This is a genomic window from Gemmatimonadota bacterium (genome assembly GCA_040388625.1).
Taxonomy (GTDB): Bacteria; Gemmatimonadota; Gemmatimonadetes; order Gemmatimonadales; family Gemmatimonadaceae; genus Fen-1247.
In genome coordinates, this window is record JAZKBK010000004.1 from 195,612 (window position 1) to 214,546 (window position 18,935).

General features: G+C 62.8%; 16 protein-coding genes and 1 tRNA gene. All 17 read right to left on the reverse strand.

The genetic code is table 11. The annotated features are described in order from the left end of the window. Positions 1-115 precede the first annotated feature (115 nt). Complete coding sequence (locus V4529_09420; protein ID MES2358548.1) at positions 116-1,213, reverse strand: M23 family metallopeptidase; 1,098 nt, start codon at positions 1,211-1,213, stop codon at positions 116-118. Next, on the reverse strand, positions 1,210-2,442 hold the full coding sequence (gene ftsZ / locus V4529_09425) for a cell division protein FtsZ (GenBank protein ID MES2358549.1): 1,233 nt from the start codon (positions 2,440-2,442) through the stop codon (positions 1,210-1,212). The genes V4529_09420 and ftsZ overlap by 4 nt, the downstream gene beginning before the upstream one ends. 256 nt (positions 2,443-2,698) lie before the next feature. After that, positions 2,699-3,952, reverse strand: a complete 1,254-nt coding sequence (gene ftsA / locus V4529_09430; protein MES2358550.1) for a cell division protein FtsA — start codon at positions 3,950-3,952, stop codon at positions 2,699-2,701. Beyond that, positions 3,949-4,650, reverse strand: coding sequence for an FtsQ-type POTRA domain-containing protein (locus tag V4529_09435; GenBank protein MES2358551.1), 702 nt, complete (start codon positions 4,648-4,650; stop codon positions 3,949-3,951). The genes ftsA and V4529_09435 overlap by 4 nt, the downstream gene beginning before the upstream one ends. Next, positions 4,647-6,044: a UDP-N-acetylmuramate--L-alanine ligase gene (gene murC / locus V4529_09440; GenBank protein MES2358552.1), complete on the reverse strand. Its 1,398-nt coding sequence runs from the start codon at positions 6,042-6,044 to the stop codon at positions 4,647-4,649. The genes V4529_09435 and murC overlap by 4 nt, the downstream gene beginning before the upstream one ends. Then, complete coding sequence (gene murG, locus V4529_09445; protein ID MES2358553.1) at positions 6,041-7,141, reverse strand: undecaprenyldiphospho-muramoylpentapeptide beta-N-acetylglucosaminyltransferase; 1,101 nt, start codon at positions 7,139-7,141, stop codon at positions 6,041-6,043. The genes murC and murG overlap by 4 nt, the downstream gene beginning before the upstream one ends. After that, positions 7,138-8,310, reverse strand: a complete 1,173-nt coding sequence (locus V4529_09450; protein ID MES2358554.1) for a putative peptidoglycan glycosyltransferase FtsW — start codon at positions 8,308-8,310, stop codon at positions 7,138-7,140. Before V4529_09450 ends, murG begins: the two co-directional genes overlap by 4 nt. Continuing rightward, entirely contained in the window at positions 8,303-9,670 is a 1,368-nt protein-coding gene (gene murD / locus V4529_09455; GenBank protein MES2358555.1) for a UDP-N-acetylmuramoyl-L-alanine--D-glutamate ligase, read from the reverse strand. The genes V4529_09450 and murD overlap by 8 nt, the downstream gene beginning before the upstream one ends. Before the next feature lie 11 nt (positions 9,671-9,681). Next, complete coding sequence (gene mraY / locus V4529_09460) at positions 9,682-10,824, reverse strand: phospho-N-acetylmuramoyl-pentapeptide-transferase (GenBank protein ID MES2358556.1); 1,143 nt, start codon at positions 10,822-10,824, stop codon at positions 9,682-9,684. Beyond that, positions 10,818-12,179 (reverse strand): UDP-N-acetylmuramoyl-tripeptide--D-alanyl-D-alanine ligase, encoded by a 1,362-nt coding sequence (gene murF, locus V4529_09465; GenBank protein MES2358557.1) that lies wholly within the window; start codon positions 12,177-12,179, stop codon positions 10,818-10,820. The genes mraY and murF overlap by 7 nt, the downstream gene beginning before the upstream one ends. Next, positions 12,176-13,408: a UDP-N-acetylmuramoyl-L-alanyl-D-glutamate--2,6-diaminopimelate ligase gene (locus V4529_09470; protein ID MES2358558.1), complete on the reverse strand. Its 1,233-nt coding sequence runs from the start codon at positions 13,406-13,408 to the stop codon at positions 12,176-12,178. The genes murF and V4529_09470 overlap by 4 nt, the downstream gene beginning before the upstream one ends. Beyond that, positions 13,405-15,435, reverse strand: coding sequence for a penicillin-binding transpeptidase domain-containing protein (locus V4529_09475; protein MES2358559.1), 2,031 nt, complete (start codon positions 15,433-15,435; stop codon positions 13,405-13,407). Before V4529_09475 ends, V4529_09470 begins: the two co-directional genes overlap by 4 nt. Further along, positions 15,432-15,782, reverse strand: a complete 351-nt coding sequence (locus V4529_09480; GenBank protein MES2358560.1) for a hypothetical protein — start codon at positions 15,780-15,782, stop codon at positions 15,432-15,434. Before V4529_09480 ends, V4529_09475 begins: the two co-directional genes overlap by 4 nt. Further along, a complete protein-coding gene (gene rsmH / locus V4529_09485; protein ID MES2358561.1) occupies positions 15,764-16,642 on the reverse strand; it encodes a 16S rRNA (cytosine(1402)-N(4))-methyltransferase RsmH in 879 nt (292 codons plus the stop codon). The genes V4529_09480 and rsmH overlap by 19 nt, the downstream gene beginning before the upstream one ends. Before the next feature lie 179 nt (positions 16,643-16,821). Next, positions 16,822-18,534 carry a tetratricopeptide repeat protein gene (locus V4529_09490; protein ID MES2358562.1) on the reverse strand — a complete coding sequence of 571 codons (1,713 nt, stop codon included), beginning with the start codon at positions 18,532-18,534 and terminating at the stop codon, positions 16,822-16,824. Between the two features lie 78 nt (positions 18,535-18,612). Beyond that, positions 18,613-18,686: transfer RNA gene (locus V4529_09495), tRNA-Val, on the reverse strand. A gap of 45 nt (positions 18,687-18,731) precedes the next feature. Next, positions 18,732-18,935, reverse strand: coding sequence for a hypothetical protein (locus V4529_09500; GenBank protein MES2358563.1), 204 nt, complete (start codon positions 18,933-18,935; stop codon positions 18,732-18,734).

The window sequence follows — 18,935 nt, forward strand, 5'->3', positions numbered from 1 at the left end:
GAAAGCGGGAATGACGAATGGAGTGATTGATCGGAACCTGCGCTGCTCGCAAAAAAGATCCCGCTGGAGTACGTCTCCAGCGGGATCTCGTGCATTCTGTGTCGCCGAGCGCGGATCAGCGCATCGCGACTTGCTTGGGCTCGCTCGAGTGCGCCATGACTGCGAGTGTATGCGCGCGGATCTCGTTGAACAGCGCAGTCTCCGAGCCGCTGAGCGTAGCACCGTTCTGCCCTTTGAGGGCGAGCTTGGGGTCGCGCGCGACTCCATTGACACGAATCTCGAAGTGAAGATGCGGACCGGTTGCCCAACCCGTCATGCCGACGTAACCGATAGTCTCGCCCATTTTCACGTGCGTGCCGGAATGAATTCCACGCGCGAATCTGCTCATGTGTCCGTAGCGGCTGACCATGCCGTTGCCGTGACGGATGTCGATCATGTTCCCATAGCCACCGACCCGTGCTGCCGTGACCACGACGCCGTCACCGATCGCGTGCACAGGCGTTCCCATCGCGGCTGCGTAGTCGGTGCCGGTGTGATTGCGCCACGTTCCGAAGATCGGATGCTCGCGCAATCCGAACACCGATGATATACGGCGGAAGTTTACCGGTGTGCGCAGGAAAGTCGACGTCAATGACTTGCCGTGTCCGTCGAACCATTCGCTGCCGGAGCTGTTGCTCTTGAAGTGAATCGCTTCGATGATCTCGTCGCCGAGTGAGAGCTTGGCACCGAGAATCTTGTTGACGATCACCTTCCCGTTTGGCTTCTGCAAGCGCTCCACGAGCACGTGGAACGTGTCGCCGTCGTCAAGATCGCGGGACATGTCAACGCGGTGCTCGAAGATGTCGGCGAGATTCCATGCGATCGAGCGGCGTTGCGCAGCTGGCAGCTCACCCTGCCCGACGTGCGCGAGCGACGCGGAGAGTGATGAATGAATGGTGCCGTTCAGTGCGACGGTGTCCACGCCCGGGAGGAGTGCGGCTTCGACAACGACGGGTTTGAAGCTGATCTCAGGGACAGATGAAGCCGGGGTTGTAACAATAACCGGATCGAGCGTTGCCACCGCGGTTGCGGCAATCGCCCTGTTTGTCGCGGCAAGCGCGGCGGGATCTGTGACCGGCGCGGACGAGGCTACAGGTGGCGTGAAGAGAATTGCCACCCATGCCATCAACCCGATTATTCCATATGTGCCGGCGCGCGCTGCTACTTCCTTCAATCCATCTGCCTCCGAATAAAGGTCGGGATCTCCATATCGCTTAGTTCCTGGTCCCGACCGTCATTCGAAGACGACCCCGGGCTGAACGGCGTCACTCGTCTCGGAATTTCTGGTATTGCAGCGGGGGTCGGACGAGTTTGACCGCCGTTGGCCGCTGGCGCCTGGTTGGGGCGCACCGTTCTCGTGGAATGAAGCGGAATCACCGGCGCACCGCGAACTGGGTGCTGAACGGTGCTACCGAATACTGGCTGAGGGGCACTGCTGGCGATGCCGCGATCAAAACCGGTCGCAATGACCGTAACGCGAATTTCACCATGCATCGCGGGCTCGTGAACTGCACCGAAAATGATCTCGGCTTCCTCACCCACGGCTTCGTGAACTATCTCGTTGATCTGATGAACTTCACCGAGCGTGAGATCCTCGCCGCCGGTGATGTTCACGAGTACGCCGGTCGCGCCGGAGATCGAGACGTTGTCGAGCAACGGGCTGGCAATCGCCTGCTGCGCAGCCTCGACCGCGCGATTTTCACCGCGGCCGATTCCGGTACCCATCAGGGCCGAACCACCGTTCTGCATGACCGTGCGGACGTCTGCAAAATCGACGTTGACGAGTCCCGTGACGGAGATAAGCGACGATATGCCCTGCGTCGCGTGGAGCAGAACCTCGTCGGCTTTCTTGAGCGCTTCCTGAAACGGAATCCCCTTGCCTACCACTGCGAGCAGACGCTCGTTCGGTACGACGATCATCGTATCGACGTTCTTTCGCATCTCCGCGATGCCGAGCTCGGCCTGTCGCATACGCTTGCGTCCCTCGAAGAGGAACGGCTTGGTGACGATGCCGACAGTGAGAGCGCCAGCCTGCCGCGCCAGCTCGCAGACGACAGGGGCGGCGCCCGTACCCGTGCCGCCGCCCATTCCACAAGTCACAAAGACGAGATCCGCATGCGTCATGGCACGCAGCACCTCGTCGCGATTTTCTTCGATTGCCTGGCGACCAACCTCCGGGCGCGCGCCTGCTCCAAGTCCACGCGTAAGCTTCTTGCCAATCTGAAGCTTCACGTCCGATTTCGAGTTGAGAAGAGCCTGGGCATCCGTATTGACCGAGACGAACTCGACGCCTTCAAGGCGCTCCTCGATCATTCTGTTGACAGCGTTGCCACCGCCACCGCCGACGCCGACAACCTTCATCCGCGCGTTCTGCGATGTGTTCTCCTCAAACTCAAATATCATCGCGGTATGCACTCCTAGGCGGGTGGGATCGTATGGACGGGCTAATATACGTGAAAGACACGCTCCCGACCATGCCCAATTGACGATCGAACGCCGGACACTTCACACATAAAACGTTTAGCAATTTTTCCACACGATTTTACTTTCCGACAGCTTTGCGACATCAAGCGCTCACGGGCCTTCTCGCGCGACGGTTGACATCCGATCCGCCGCCAATCGCTGTCGACCACGAAGCAGGAAGCTCTCAGGAAGTTCTTTAGAAGAAATCCTCCAGCCAGTTCTTCATCCGCTTGGCGAGCTTGTCGACGCCGGGCGTATTGAACGAGTTCCGCTTGGCACTCGGACCGCCGCCGTCCGCGACAAGTCGGTTGGCACCGTACAACGCGAGGCCGACCGCAGTGGCGAATCGTGGGGCTTCCACTGAATCGCTGAGCCCGCCGACATGCTCGCCCGGGACGCCAACCCGCACACCGGTGCCGAACACGCTTGCGGCAAGCTCGGTTATTCCTTCCATGGCCGCTCCGCCACCGGTCAGTACGATCCCGCCAGCGAGCCGCGAACCGTACCCCGCCCCATGTATCTCGCCGTGGACCATGTCGAAAATCTCATCCATGCGTTGATGGATGATGTGCGCCAGCAGCTCGCGCGGGATCTGCCTGTCGCCCTGCGCCACCGTGCTGGGCAGCTGGATGACATCGGCGGGATCGACCATCGGCTCGTACGCGCTGCCGTAACGCTCCTTCAGTCGCTCGGCGTCCGACTGCGTCACCCCCAGCCCGTGCACGATGTCGTTCGTCACGATGTTGCCACCGAAGCCGAGCGTCGCGAGATGCCTGATCTTCCCCTCGTGAAATATCGCGATGTCGGTCGTTCCAGCACCGAGCTCGACGAGCGCGACTCCCAGCTCCTTCTCGTCTTCCGTGAGAACGGCCAGCGCGCTTGCGAGCGGCTCCAGAACGAGATCACGCACACGGTATCCAGCCCGCTCCACGCTCTTGCGCAGATTCATCGCAGGCGAGCTTCCGATCGTCACCAGGTACATCTCCGTCTCGAGACGGGTGCCGATCATTCCGATCGGATCGCGCACACCAGCGTTCTTGTCGACGGTGTACTCCTGCGGAATCGCATGCAACAACTCGCGATCCTGCGGGATCGCCTGCGCACGCGCGACGTCGTTCGCGCGATCCACGTCTGCTCGGGATATCTCCTCGCCGTTCACCGCGACGATCCCAGTACTGCTCATCGCATGAACGTGCTCGCCCGCGATGCCGGCGAATATGTTCTCTATTCTCGTACCGGCCATGCGCTCGGCGTCCTGCATCGCTTTCTGAATCGAGCGGGTCGTCTCCTCGATGTCAGACACGATTCCGCGGCGAAGTCCGGTTGTGCGAGCCTGACCGACTCCGAGAATCCGGATCGTCGGGTGACGGTCGCCAATCGCTTCCGCGATGATGGCAGTGGTCTTCGCGGAGCCTATGTCCAGGCCGGCAACTACGCGTTCAACGTTCATTCAAGCCTTGCGACAACCTGATCGCGATAACGGATGTCCAACTCTGCTGCCCGCTCATTGCGGCGGGCCAGGTCGGATTCAACGGGAAAGATATCCCGGAAGCGTTGCGGGGCCACCCCCGCCGACGCTCGCACACGCAATGATGAGTTTAGCGTGAATACCAGGTCGTGCCCATCGGGTGCGACCTCGCTGATCAGTCCAAACATCCTGGGATCGACCGCACGCAGCTCCCCGACCAGCCGAAGCGCATCGCGATCCGGAGCGGTCACGATGGGAAGGTCCAGATTCGCTCTGCTGGGGTCGATAGGCAGCGCGCGCCCCGCAGAGTCGTAAGGCTGGAGCCCATCTCCGCGTGGCACGAGCGCGACCGGCATGTTCTCTCGGATCGTGACTATCAGCGTTCCGGGAAAGCGCCGAGTGATGCGGACATCGGCAACCTGTGGATGGGACCTGAGCCGCGCCTCGAGCGGAGCTACGTCATCGACGATCGACCGGAGCGTATCCACACGGAGCCGCGCAACCACATCGTCCGGCTGAAGGTATCGCACGCCGCGAATCTCAAGCTTCCTGACGTGGAAGTACGTCATCCGGTGCATCGCCGCCCGTCCCCACCTGGGAGACGTGAGCAGCGCCGCTGCAAGGATGATCCCGGCCAGATACCGATAGCCGGGTTTCTTGAGTCGCTCGGGAAACTTCAAGAGTTCCTGGTGGACGAGAGCAGAATGTCGCGCAGCTCGCGAGCCGTTCGCGTGATGTCGCCCGCGCCGACGGTGATCACAACGTCGCCTGCGCGCACTTCGGTGGATAGTGCCTCGGCGAGCGCAGGCCTCTCCCCCCTCCACGTCAACGTGCCACCGGCCGCGGCGATCGCCTGTTGCACGAGGTCCGAGCTGACGCCCGGGATCGGCTTCTCTCGCGCCGGATACAGCTCCGTCAGAAAGATCGCGTCGGCACCGGACAGAGCGGTGCCAAACTGCGGTGCGAAATCGCGCGTCCGACTGTAGAGATGCGGCTGGAAGGCAAGCACTAGCCGGCGCCCCGGAAAGGTGGCCCGGGCAGCTTGTATCGTCGCCGCGATCTCGGTGGGATGATGGGCATAGTCGTCCACGATTGCGACACCGCCGACCTCGGCAATGCGCTGGAAGCGCCGCTCGACGCCGGTGAACGCCGCAAGTCCATCCACCATTTGCACCGGCTCGACCCCGAGCGCGAGTCCCGATCCGATCGCGGCGAGAGCATTCCGCACGTTGTGGATGCCGGGCACGCGTAGAGTCACGTCACACTTGCTCTCGCCGTCGTAGAAGACGGCGAAGGTCGAGCCGCCATCCACCGGACGAACGTCGCGCGCCACGAGCCGCGCGTCAGGCGAGTTCAATCCGTACCGGATCACCTCGGCGGTCGCGGGCAGCTCCAGCGAGTTGGCGCCGCTGTCGTCGGCACAGAGGACTATCGCGCGCGCACCGCTCACGTACCGGCTGAACGTCGCGCGGATGTCGGCAAGATCGGTGTAGATGTCGAGGTGGTCTGCCTCGACGTTCGTGACCACGGCGATGGCCGGGTCGAGCGCCAGGAACGATCGGTCGTATTCGTCAGCCTCGACCACGAAGAGCCGATCGGATCCGAACGACATGTTGCCGTCCCATTCCGCGACGCGGCCGCCGGCAATTCCCGTGGGGTCGAGCCCCGCCGAACGGAGAGCCGTGGTGGTCATTACGGTCGTCGTGGTCTTGCCGTGGGTGCCGGCGATTCCCACCACGTCGCCTGACGAGACGGCCGCGCCCAGCGCCTCCGCGCGGCGGATCACCGGTGTGCCGGCCTCGCGCGCCGCCACCAGTTCCGGATGGTCGCGGCCCATCGCGGATGTGAACACGACAGCCCGCGCACCAGCAACATGAGCAGGCGAATGGCCCTCCATCACGTCGATGCCCAACCGGCCCAAGTCGGCTCGCGCCGCCGCCGGATTGGTGTCGCACCCAGTGACCTTCACGCCGCGACGGGCGAAGAGCTCCGCGAGCGCGCTCATGCCGGCACCGGCGATCCCCACGAAGTGAACGGGACGGTCGTCATCACCGGAAAAGACATCATAAATCACTTGAAGCAATCCATCTCAAGTATTTTAGCAGCAATATCTTGCGCAGCATCAGGTCGAGCGCGCATCAACGTTTTTTCACGCATCTCACGCCGCATGTCGGCATCGGTTGCGAGTCGCGTCACCATGGCTCCCAGGGACTCCGGCGTCAGCGCCTCCTGCTGAATCATGACGGCGGCGCCAGCGTCGGCGATGGCGCGGGCATTGTGCGTCTGGTGGTCCGCCGCGGCTGTTGGCAGCGGGACCAGGATCGTGGGAATACCCCACGCCGAGAGCTCCGCCGTGGTCATCGCGCCGGCGCGAGTGAGCGCCAGATCCGCCGCACAGTAGGCCGAGGCCATGTCCGAGATGTACGGAACCACGCGAACCGAACCACGCTCGTAGCGAGCATACTTTCTGAAGTTCGCCGGCCCGGTCGCCCATATGACGCGGATCTCCTTGCCCGTTCGAGCCAGCCATTTCGCCACGACCCGGTTGATCGCCTCCGCCCCCTGGCTCCCTCCGAAGACGAGCAGCACCGGAGCTGCGGTGTCCGCAAACCCCCACCTTGACACGGCCTCCAATTTGGACGGTCGTTCGTTCAGTGGTGGCGGAGGGGCGATAGGGTTGCCGGAATAGAATACTTGCGTTCGACCGCCCAGACGAAGAGCCCGGGCCGCTTCCGGAAAGCCAAGGTGCAGTTGAGCTGCGCGCGGCGCGAACCAGCGAACCGTGAGGCCCGGAACGCTATTCTGGTCCTGGATCACGATTGGAATCCGCCGTTTCGCCGCGACTCCGAGTGCAATACCGGCTGCATACCCGCCGGTGGCGACCAGCGCGCGGGGCGACCGCTCGGCGGCGATCCGGGTAATCCGACGCCAACTGCCGCTCGACGCCATGATCGTTCGCCAGTTTCGCCAGGGCTGTGACCGGTAGAGCGGATGCAGGTTCAATAGCTCGTACTCGAACTCGGTTTCGGGCAGAATGGTTCGCTCGATCCCGCGCTCGGCGCCAATAAAGAACGGAACGACCCGCGAGTCGGCCGCGACCATCGCACGGGCGATAGCCAGCGCAGGATAGAGGTGCCCTCCGCTGCCGCCGCCGGCGAAGAGAACGTTCACTGCTCCGCAGACCGCAGAGGGTTGGTCGCCCCTTCACCGATCACCCGTTCGCGCTCACTCCCGATGTTTATCAGGATCCCGGTCATCACGAGGGTGAGAACCATGCTCGTGCGTCCGTAGGATATGAATGGAAGAGCGAGCCCCGTGTTCGGTAGCAGACCGATAGTGACGCCAATGTGGAGAAATGCGCTGATCACGATCGTAGCGACTATCCCCACGGCGACCAGCTGCTGGAACTTGGACCTGGCGGCCCGAGCGATCCGGAAGCCCAGATAGGCATACGCCACGAACCCGAGCACCAGTAACGTGAGCCCAATGAAGCCGCGTTCCTCACCGATGTTGGCGGCAATGAAGTCGTCGTACGCAAACGGAAGGAATCCGTACTGCTGCCTTCCCTGCCCGAATCCAACGCCGAGCAGGCCGCCGGAGCCGATTGCGATGAGCGACTGCCGCGCCTGATAGTCCACGTGCGGCGCGACACCAGGATTGAAGAACGCCGTCATTCGCAGCATCACGTACTGCAGCTTCTCCGCCCTGGAGTAAAGCGCTGGAATCGCGATCGCCACGAGAGCGACGAAATGGCCGATCCGGACGCCGGCAGCGAACAGAATGATCCCCATGATCAGCGTGTAGAACATCGCGGACGACAGGTCAGGCTCGACGTACACCAGCACGTCCAACAGGCCGACAATCACGAGAAAGGGAAACAATCCCTTGCTCAGCCGGCGCATCGCGTCGCCTTTCTTGACCACGAGCATCGAGGTCCAGACCACGACGGCAAGCTTTGCGATTTCGGATGGCTGCATGCTGGATCCGAACAGATACCGGCGCGCGCCGTGGATTCGCGGCGCCCAGCGAATCGTGAACGGCAGTACGACGATGACGAGCAGGACGAGGCACACGATCATTACGGGCCATGCCAGGTCATACCATCGCTCAGCGTCGAACTTGGCCGCAAACGCGAAGAGCACCAGCCCGAACAACATGCCGCTCAGCTGCCGCAGCATGTAGTACGCGCCATTGTGCCCCGCCTGCAGCGCCACGATGCTGCTCGCGCTGTACACGGTAACCAGGCCGAACGCGAGGAAGGCGAGCGTCAGCATGGTGAGCACGCGCGCTTCCCATGTCATGTGCCAGCGATACCGCACATGCTGAACGGCTTCAGTCATGGCCTTGCGACGCCAGCTCGCGGAAGCGCTGACCGCGCTCCACATAGTTGTTGAACATGTCGTAGCTGGAGCATGCGGGCGAGAGCAGAATCGCGTCGCCGCTCGTGGCCACACCGCGGGCTGCGGCGATCACTTCTTCGAAGGTGCCATCGACGCGCGTCAGCGCGACAGCGTTGGCCAGATCGTGCTGCACGATCGGAGCGGCCTCGCCAAACGCAATTACGTGCTTGACGTGTTCCGCAATCGGTTGGGCGAGCGCCGTGTACGGCTCACCCTTGTGCCGACCGCCTAGCAGCAGAATGGCCGGTCGCGTCATTCCCTGCACCGCCACGAGCGTCGAAGCGACATTCGTGGCCTTGGAATCGTTGATCCACTCGATGCCGTCCCACTCGCCAACCACTTCCAGCCGGTTGGGCATGGCGCGAAATGACCGCAACGCATCGGCTATCGCTTCGCGAGCGGCGGGCGTACGGAAGTCACTGGATGCAGCCATGACGGCGAGCGACGCCGCCAGGGCATTGGCGACATTGTGATCGCCGAGGAGACGCAGGTCACCGCGCGAGAGCAGCGGAGCATCGAACACGACGAGGGAATCTGCCGTGCGGTCGTACCATGCGTCCGACTGTTTGGCGATGCTGAAGTGTAAGTGGTCACCCGTCACGCCACGCGCCATGTCGAGCGAAGCGGGATCATCAGCGTTCAACACCCAGCGCGATTGTGACGTGGCGTTGCGAAAGAGCAGAGCCTTGTCAGCGAAGTAATCGCCGACGGTCGCATAGCGATCCAGGTGGTCCGCACTCAGGTTTGTGAGCACGCCAACGTCCGGAGCGATGCTCGGCGTGTCGTGAAGTTGGAACGAAGACAGCTCCAGTGACACCCACGCAGGCTGCGGTTCGGCGAGTGCGACCTCCGACAGTGGCGTACCGATATTGCCCGCGTCGGGGGCAGTCACGCCCAGGCCGCGCAGGAGCGCTCCGATCAGCGCTGTGGTCGTCGTCTTTCCGTTCGTGCCGGTGACCGCGATGTAGCGAACGTTCGGCATGTAGCGAAGCGCGATCTCGATCTCACTCACGACAGCGCGTGACGCATTGCTGGCTGCGATGATGGCGGGCGCGTCGGGTGGAACTCCGGGACTGACGACGACCAGCGCCGCGCGCGCTATTCGAGCCGCATCGTGGCCTCCGATCTGGACGCTCACAGCACGCGTCGTGAGTTCGTGCGCGATATCGGCGAGTCTGGGCGAGGTGGCATCGTCGCACGCGTACACGTCGTAGCCGTGTGCGCGAAGCAGGCTGGAGGCGGCGACACCGCTGCGTCCGAGACCGATGACAACGATCTCGCCTGCTGTTGGCGGAATCATCGGCTGCACGGTCATCTCAGCTTGAGCGTGCTGAAGGCGAGGAATGCACAGAGAATTCCGATGATCCAGAACCTTACCACGACCTGTGATTCCGTCCACCCCTTCATCTCGAAGTGATGGTGCAGCGGAGCCCTTCGGAACACACGATGCTCTCGCGCGTACTCCACGCCGTAGCGTTTCTTCCGGTACTTGAACACATACCGCTGCAGAATCACAGACACCATCTCCGCGACGAACAAGCCACCCACAAAGACAAGCAGGAACTCGGACTTGAGCAGCACCGCAATGGCGCCGAGCGCGCCGCCCAGTGCGAGCGAGCCCGTATCACCCATGAAGATTTCCGCCGGATGCGTGTTGAACCAGAGGAATCCGATACACGCGCCGAGTATGGACGCGCAGAACACCGTCAGCTCGCCGGCGCCGCTCATGAAGAACAGTCCGAGCGAGTGACTCAGATCGACGCGACCGATGACGTATGCGAAACCGGCAAACGTCAGCGCGGCAATTGCGACCAGACCTGCCGCGAGACCGTCGAGCCCGTCGGTCATGTTCACCGCGTTGCTGGTGCCGGTCATCACGAATGTGACGAACAGCACGTAGAGCCACGCGAGCGCGGGTGATAGCGGGATTATCAGAACGTACTTATAGAACGGTAACGTCGTCGACGCACCCGGGAGGTTCGAAATCGGGAAATGCCAGACGTAGAGGCCAAGGGCGAGGCCGAGTGCAATCTGGCCGGTAAGCTTGTACCGCTCTATCAAACCCCGGTTCGCTTCACCGCGGGCCTTCTGGCGCAGCTTGAGATAATCGTCAAGGAATCCAATCGCGCCCATCCACAACATCACAAAGACACAGACCCAGATGTACCGATTCGTCAGACGGGCCCACAGCACCGTCGGCAGGATGGTCGCAATCAGGATTATGAGACCGCCCATCGTCGGCGTGTTGGCCTTGCCAGCATGACTGTCCGGGGTTCCCGCCCGCACCACCTGGGCGATACGATTGCGCTTCAGGGCGCCTATGATGACTGGCCCCACGAGGAACGACAGGAGGAGTGCGGTGACGGCTGCTCCCGCCGCGCGGAAGCTGATGTAGTTGAATAGCCGCAGGAATCCCAGGTACGGACTGAGCGGAACGAGGAGGTAGTTCAGCAATCGTGGTTCGCCCAGCTGGTGATATGTGGGAGGATGCGCTCGAGCTTCGCGCCACGAGACGCCTTCAACAATATGGTGGCACCGTACTGCAGATGCGGAGCGAGCGCGGACCACAGCTGGTCGACGTCGCTGGCAATCACGACCCGTTCATCATCCGGAGCGACTCGTCGAAGCGCTGCCGCGAACTCGCCGAATCCGCCGATGACGGCCACTGGCGCAGCGATAGCCGCGCGCGCGACATCGTCATGACAGCGGTCCGAGTTGGCACCCAGTTCAAGCATCGAGCCAAGCACCACGACTTTCTGCATACCGGGTGCCGCGGTGAGCATGTCGATCGCAGCGATTGCAGATCCGGGATTCGAATTGTACGCGTCGTTGATCACGAGCGCGCGCCCAATCGTCTGCCAGTTTGCACGCATCGGTGGTGGCGTGAGCGACGCGATGCCGCGTGCCGCGTCCTGCGGCCCGACACCGACTTCGCGCGCCGCGGCAAGCGCAAGCATCAGGTTCCTGAGATTGTGAGCACCGCGCAGAGGGGAATGAATGGATACGCCATCGACGGTAACGGTCCCGGTGCCATCGGTCTCCAGTCTCCAGGAGGTGGCGTGAACGTCACCGTCGTCGAGTCCGGCCGTCACCAGTCGCAGCGGCGACGCAGCGGCTACCAGATCGACATCCGACGACGGGACTATTCCGACCGCGACACCGTGAAACACCGACGTCTCCTCACGCATAACTCCGGCGAGATCGCCGAAGCCTTCGAGGTGTTCCTCCGCAATCGACGTAACGATGGCTACGTCGGGGCGCGAGATATCACACAGCATTGCAATCTCGCCCGGTACGCTGGTACCAAGCTCGATGATTGCAACGTCCGACTCGGCGGGCAGCGCAAGCAGTGTCAGGGGCACACCGATGCGATTGTTGAGGTTGCCGCTGGTCGCGTGCACTGCGAGGCGCGACTCCAGTGCCGAGCGCAGCAGCTCCTTGGTGCTGGTCTTGCCATTGCTACCGGCGACGGCGATTACCGGACCGCCCCACGCCAACCGCCTGAAGTGGGCAAGATCGCCGAGCGCGACGAGCGTGTCATCGACGAGGTAGATGGGAACGTCGAACTCGCCGATTGCTGCGTTGCGACTTACCACCAGAGCGCGCGCTCCCGCGGCAACAGCCTCCCTGAGAAAATCATGCGCGTCGAATCTATCACCGACCAGCGCAACGAATATGTCGCCCGGGCGAAGCGAGCGAGTGTCAGTAGACACGTTTCCAAGTGCGTGCGAGCCGCGCGGCGCGTTGGTCGAGACTCGCGACGCGAGGGCGTGAGCGAGCCTGTCAGCCGTCCAGAATCCGTCGCTCAAGTCGCGTGACCCAGCAGTTCTGCGACTACCTGACGCTCATCGAACGGATGCTTCTCCGTGCCGATCACCTGGTATGTCTCGTGGCCCTTGCCTGCGAGCAGAATGGTGTCGCCTGGTCCGGCGATGGCGATTGCGCGCGCGATCGCCTTGCGACGGTCAGTAATGCGATCGTGCGGTAACGACATTCCGCGCTCGATTTCATCGATGATCATGTCCGGATCCTCCGTGCGCGGATTGTCGCTCGTAACGATGACCCTGTCCGCACCAGTCTCCGCGGCCGCTCCCATGATCGGACGCTTGCCGGGATCACGGTCGCCGCCAGCGCCGAACACGAGGATCAACTTTCCCGATACGAACGGCCGCAAGGCAGCGAGAGATCGAACGAGCGCGTCGGGAGTATGGGCGTAATCACGGATCACCGGCGGCTCCTGGGCAATCAGCTCCAGTCGCCCGGGTATCTGTGGAATCTCGCGCAGCGCGTACGCGAGTGCGCGCAGCGGAATGCCAAGCGATTGAGCAGCACAAGCCGCCGCGAGCGCGTTGATGACATTGAAATCACCGACCAGCGGCAGCCGAACCGGCACCGACTGATCACCCATCCTCAACATCCAGCTGCTTCCCGTTGCGTCGAATGCAACGTCCTCGGCACGCATGTCGCCGGCGGTTATTCCGTACGTCACGATTCGTGGTGCGACCGGAAGCGACGTCCACTCCGGTTGATCCGCGTTCACGACCGCGATCCCGGTCGTCTTGAGATACGAGATGAGCTTCGCCTTGGCGCCGAAGTACTCCTCCATCGTACCATGGTAGTCGAGATGATCCCGCGTGATGTTGGTGAACACCGCGGCGTCGAAGCTCATTCCGAATACGCGCGCCTGATCCAGCGCGTGCGACGACACTTCCATGGCAAGCGAACGAATGCCCATGTCAACCAGCTCACGCAAAACCCGCTGAAGCTCGTCCGGCCCCGGTGTGGTGAGACCGAGTCCGCCGGGAACGAGCTTGCCCTCCGCGCCGACGAGGACGCCAAGTGTTCCGATCGATGCAGCAGGCGCAACTGGAAGATCGAGCAACGCGCGCAGGATGTTGACAGTGGTCGTTTTTCCGTTGGTCCCGGTTACGGCAACGGTGCGCAGCGACAAGCCCGGATACCCGTAACGCGCGGCGGCTGCGCGGGCGATCTCTATGCGCTTCGCGGCAACGATCGGGTCCTTTGTTGCGCCGCTCAATGTGCGATACCCAATTTCACCACCCGTCCGCGCTCGAGCATCGTTCCCGCCACCGGCACCAGAGGCAACGCGGCGCCCTGCACGAGCTCGACCCTGAAACCTGCGGCGTGCAACGCGCGCACCGCGGAACGGAGCGGCAGTCCCCCGACGTCCGGCACCGCGCGCGGCGACACCACGGGGGGAATCGCGCGTGTTTTCGACGGCAGAGTCACGACGTATGACTCGCTGGTGCGCGGATCGGAATCCACGGGAGGAGCATGGGCCAGTTCGCGCAGCGAATCCGCCACGTCTGCACTATCGATCTTCCTTTCACTCGCGAGCCGCGCACGCTCCGCTGCCTTTCCGGCCGGCGTCGTGTCCGGACGGGGAGCATGCACGGATGACGCGAGCTCTCCGCGATTGAGCGCGGCGTCACGCGCCGCGAGTGCTGCACGCAACACGACGTTGGTCACTCCTCCGGCCACGATTCCTCCGTAGAACCCCATCTGAGGATTGTCCAGCTTGACGAGAATGACGAACTGCGGCTTGTCATCCGGAAAGAGCCCGACGAACGACGCAGTGTAGGAGCCTGCGATGTAGCGTCCGTGTGCGTTGCGAAGCGCGGTGCCACTCTTTCCGGCCACGTCGAGCGTGGCCAGATCGGCTTTGGTGGATGTTCCGCCCGCAACTACGTCGCGCAACATCGTACGCACTTCCGTCGCGACCTCAGGAGTCATCACGCGTCGCACGACCTGACGTTGTGCGGCGTACCGAACGGTGCCGTCGGCGGCACGGATCTCCTTGACGATGTGCGGCACGAGCAGCTCGCCACCATTCGCGATCGCGCTGTACGCGGTGACCATCTGCAGCGGAGTAACCGATACCTCATAGCCCATGACGACCGACGCTGCCGATTGCGGCGTCCAACCGCTGGGATCACGCACGACACCCGGCGATTCCGCCGGAAGTGCAACGGTCGTCTGCGTTCCGAAGCCCATGTCGCGCAACATCTCGAACTTCTCCCGGACTGACATCCGATCCGCAAAACGAACAATGCCGACGTTGCTCGAATGCTTGATCACGTCCGTGAGCGACAGGATCGACGGGTGCTCGTCCGCGTCGGTGATGGTGCGTCCGTTGATCGTCAGATGACCGCCGTACGTATCCACGGTCTGATCAGGAGTTGCCCTGCCGAGTTGCAGCAACCGCGCGGCGACGAACGGCTTCATTGTCGAGCCTGGCTCGTACGGCTCCGTGACTGCGGTATTCGCGACCGCAGCCGGATCGGCACGGTTGCTCGCCATCGCGAGAATGTCGCCGGTGTTGGGATTCATCACGACGATGTCGCCACCGTCGGCGTGCAGGCTGTCGACGGCGACTGCCAGCGCGCGATCGCAAATCTCCTGCAGCTCGCGATTGATCGTGAGAACGACGGTGCTGCCGGGTGTCGGATCATCCGCATCGTCCGGTGCGGCCAGCGGACGGCCGCTCTTGTCCCGCGCGACGCGCACCGTCGCTGTGTCGCCGCGCAACAGCGAATCGAGCGCGAGCTCTATGCCGTCCAGAGCCTTCCCGTCAGGACCGACGCGTCCGACGATCCGACGGATGCCGCCCGACGTCGCGTAAACGCGATCCATAACGGGTTTGGAATACACGCCGCGTAATGCGATGGCTGGTGCGACTGCGTTGGGAAGAAACGCGCCGGGCACGTCCACCCACTTTCGCATCGTATCGAGTGACATCGACACGAAACGTGGATCGACGCTGGCAAGCTTCAGATCGCGCGCGAGTGCGGTCCGATTTCTCACCTGACGCGGCGCAACGCTGATGCGCACCATCTCCCTGCTCTCCACGAGCGGCCGCCCCGTGGCGTCGAGTATCTGTCCGCGCGGCGCCGGCAATCCCGACGATACATAGTGCTGCCGCTGGCCGATCTTGCTCCAGTAGTCGCTGCGAAACAACTGCTCGTATCCCGCCTTCGCGATCAGCGCCAGCGCGAATACGACCAGTACGCCGTGTACGATCGTGAGGCGACCCGGGGCCTTCACGGTTGCGCTCCTCGCGGGATCGACCGGACCTGACGGTCATCGGGAATGCGCATTCCCAGTTGCTGCACGATGGGACCGAGCTGCGTACGACTGGATTCGTCGCGTATGAGCGCGGCGAGCCGCCCACGCTCTGCTTCCAGCTGCACGATGCGACGATCCAGATCGGCCATGTGCCGAGCCTGCGTTATGCCGTAGCTACGTCGCCAGATCACCGCGCTGGCGACGACCACGAAGCCGATCAGTAACGCCGCCATGATCGTCCGGCCGCGCCGCTTGCGCGTGCGACGCTTCGCCGCTGGTTTCGCGCGAGTCGAATCGCCGGCCTTGCTCACGCCGCTTTTTGCCATGATCTGAGGTGAGCACTACGCGCGCGTGGGTTGCGTGCGATCTCCGCAGCGCTCGCGGTGATCGACTTCCGCGTGACCAGTCTGCCGAGCGCGACGCCCCCACATGTGCACACAGGCTGGCGTGGAGGGCAAGTGCACGCGGTGCTCCACGCACGCATCGCGTGCTTGACCAGCCTGTCCTCGCCGGAGTGATAGGCGATGATGCTGAGAGTGCCGCCCGGCGCGAGCATGTCACGCAGTATGGGAAGGACGCGCTCGAGTCCACTCAACTCGTCGTTAACCGCGATGCGTAGCGCCTGAAAGAGGCGAGCGAAGTCGCCTGGACCGGCCGACGCACCAAAAGCGCCCCGAATGGCGCCGACCAGATCATCGGCAATGACGAAGTCACGCGTCGAGCGGCGGCGGACGATCTCGTTTGCGAGCCGGCGGGCGCGAGGCTCATCGCCGTATTCGCGGAATATCCGCGTGAGCTCCTCTACGGTTGCGGTGTTGAGCAGATCTGCCGCGGATTCGCCTTTCCCGGACATCCTCATGTCCAGCGCAACGCCTGGCCTGAATGAGAAGCCGCGTTCGTCGCGATCTATCTGCGACGATGAAACGCCGAGGTCAGCCAGAATCCCGGCGAACGACTCGTTGCGCAATTCGGGGATCTGATCGATGTGCGTGAAGTCGCCGTAAATCGCGCGGAAGCGCCCTGTCTCGATAAACGCTTTGAGCCGCGCGGTTGCCTCGGCGATGGCGTCGCTGTCGCGGTCCACTCCAGTAACTGACGCGCCGGCCTCGAGCAACGCGAGCGAATGGCCACCACCGCCCAGCGTGCAGTCGAGTACCGACTCCGCGCTCCCAAGTGCGTCAAGCACCTCAGTGACCATGACAGGATCATGGTACCCGCTTTCGAACGATCGTTCAGTTATCGGCGACACGATTGCTTTCCAAGATACGGCGGACGCGACGAGGGAGGCAGCCAATATACAAAAAACCGCCCCGGCGCGAACCGGGGCGGTTGGTGCAACCTAACGGGCAGTAAGAGCCCGCGCCGCTACTTGCAGAATTTCTTGACCTGCGCGTCTGCGGCAGGCAGGAATTGGGCGATCACCGGGAGGAACTGTCCCGCGGCCGCCTTGTACTTGTCGTCCGTCGCACCGGCCTGCAGGCCGGTCTGAGCGACGCTGAGGTTCTCACGCGCAGTCTGAGCCAACGGGCAGCTCTTGGACGTATTGGCTTCGTTGTATGCGCTCTGCGCCACGGAGAAGGCGGACACGCCAGCCAGGAACTTGGCATCTACTGACGGCTGGATGCTGTCGGAGAGTTGCAGCATCTTGATCGCCGCCTGGAACTGAGCGCGGTCCTTGGATGCGTTGGCTGCCTTGTACATGTTGTTACCCTGACCCAGCGCATACTGCGCGATGGTGCTCTTGTCGGCGCCAGGCGCAGTCGCCGCACGTTGCAGAATGGCCGCAACGCTATCCTCCTGGTTCGCCTGCGAGTAGCTGTCAGCGAGCAACAGCAGTGCCTGCGGATTGTTGGGATTCGCGGCGATCGCACGCTTGAGGACGGCTACTGCCTCGGGAGCGCGATTCGCCTTGCGCAAAGCGGACGCGAGCGAGAGCAGCAGATCGCCATTGTTCGGATACTTCTGAGTGCCGGCCTGCAATACTGCGATGGCCTGCGCCGAGTCGGCTGCCTGGTTCATGCTGAGGTACGCGGCGGCCATGCGGGTGAAGTAGGAGCTATCGGCAGCGGAGGTATCCGCGCGAATCAGCTCAGGGCCCGTCGTGACTGCCTGCTGCCAGTCCTGCGCCGCGAGGTAGACGAGGAACGCGGTGCGGAGCAGCTGTGGATCACCCGGCGAGCGGTCGAGCAGCTCCTTTACGAGTGGCTCCGCTTCCTTGGCGTGACCTGACCCAGCGAGCTCGTTGACGACCTGGCTGATGAGCTTGTCGTTGGTCGGATCGGCGCGGATGAGAGCCAGGAGTGTGGCGCGCGACTGTGCGCTGTCGCCAATAACCTTGTACAGCTCGGTGTTGAACTTGAGCGCCGCGACGCTCTTGGGATCCTGTTGTGCGATTACGCGCGTTACGGCAAGCACGGAATCGGCAAGCGCAACCGAATCGGCATGCGTCGTTGCCTTCTGGTATCGCGAGTACTGTACGTTGGCGGCGCAGAGACGAGCGAGTGTCGCCTGCGGATATGCGGCAACGCCCTTGTGGGCAGCCGCAAGCGCGCCGGCGATATCACCGCTGCGAGCCTTGTTGATGCATTCCTTCTCACCGTCGAGCTGTTTCATGGCGTCACGGATGGACTTGGAAATCGCGTCCATCGCGTCGCCGACCTTGCTGTTCGTGGCCGAGGGAAGTGCCTGAGACAGTGTGTTATCGCGCGCCAGAACCATGCGCGCATTTACGGTGTAGGCGCCCGTCGCAGCCTTCTCGACCGAGCCCGTTACGTATTCGTCGGCACGCAACAGATTTGCGAGAGCCTTCTCGTCGTTCGGCGCGAGTGGCTCGCTGGCCGAGAAGCCGGACTGCTCCAGTGTATTGTTGACGTCCTTGGTGGGAAGGACGTAGACGTCCTTCACATCGAACTTGTTTTTGAGCTGATTACGAAGCTCATCGGCGGCCTTCGCGCCCGTGCCCTTTTCCTGACTCTGGAAGGTCATCACGGTAATGCGCGCTTTGGCATCCTGCGCATGAGCCGGCGCAACACCGGCTAAAGCGAGGGCCGCGAGCGCCAAAGAATAACGTGCGTTCAACTGAGACTCCTCCAAAATTGTAAACGTTTGTACACCACTACAAGGGCCAGGTTCGCCAGCGGTCCGGCCATATCATGATGGGCGAGGAGGGATTCGAACCCCCGACATCCTGCGTGTAAGGCAGGCGCTCTAACCAGCTGAGCTACTCGCCCAAGTGCAGAAAATGCGCCGAAACGGATTCGGCGCCGGTGCAGGTTCTAGCGTTTGAGTATTGCAACTGGTATCAGGACGCAGTAGGCGAGCACCAGGAGCACGGGGGCAAGAGTCTCACCGCCACGCCAGAGATCGGCGTAGCCCACTACAAGAGTTATGGCCGCGAGGCCCCACCACATGAGTCTGCGACTGGCAGGAACAGCCGCAGGAACGGTCGCGTTTGCCATATTGATGGTTTCTTTCGGCAT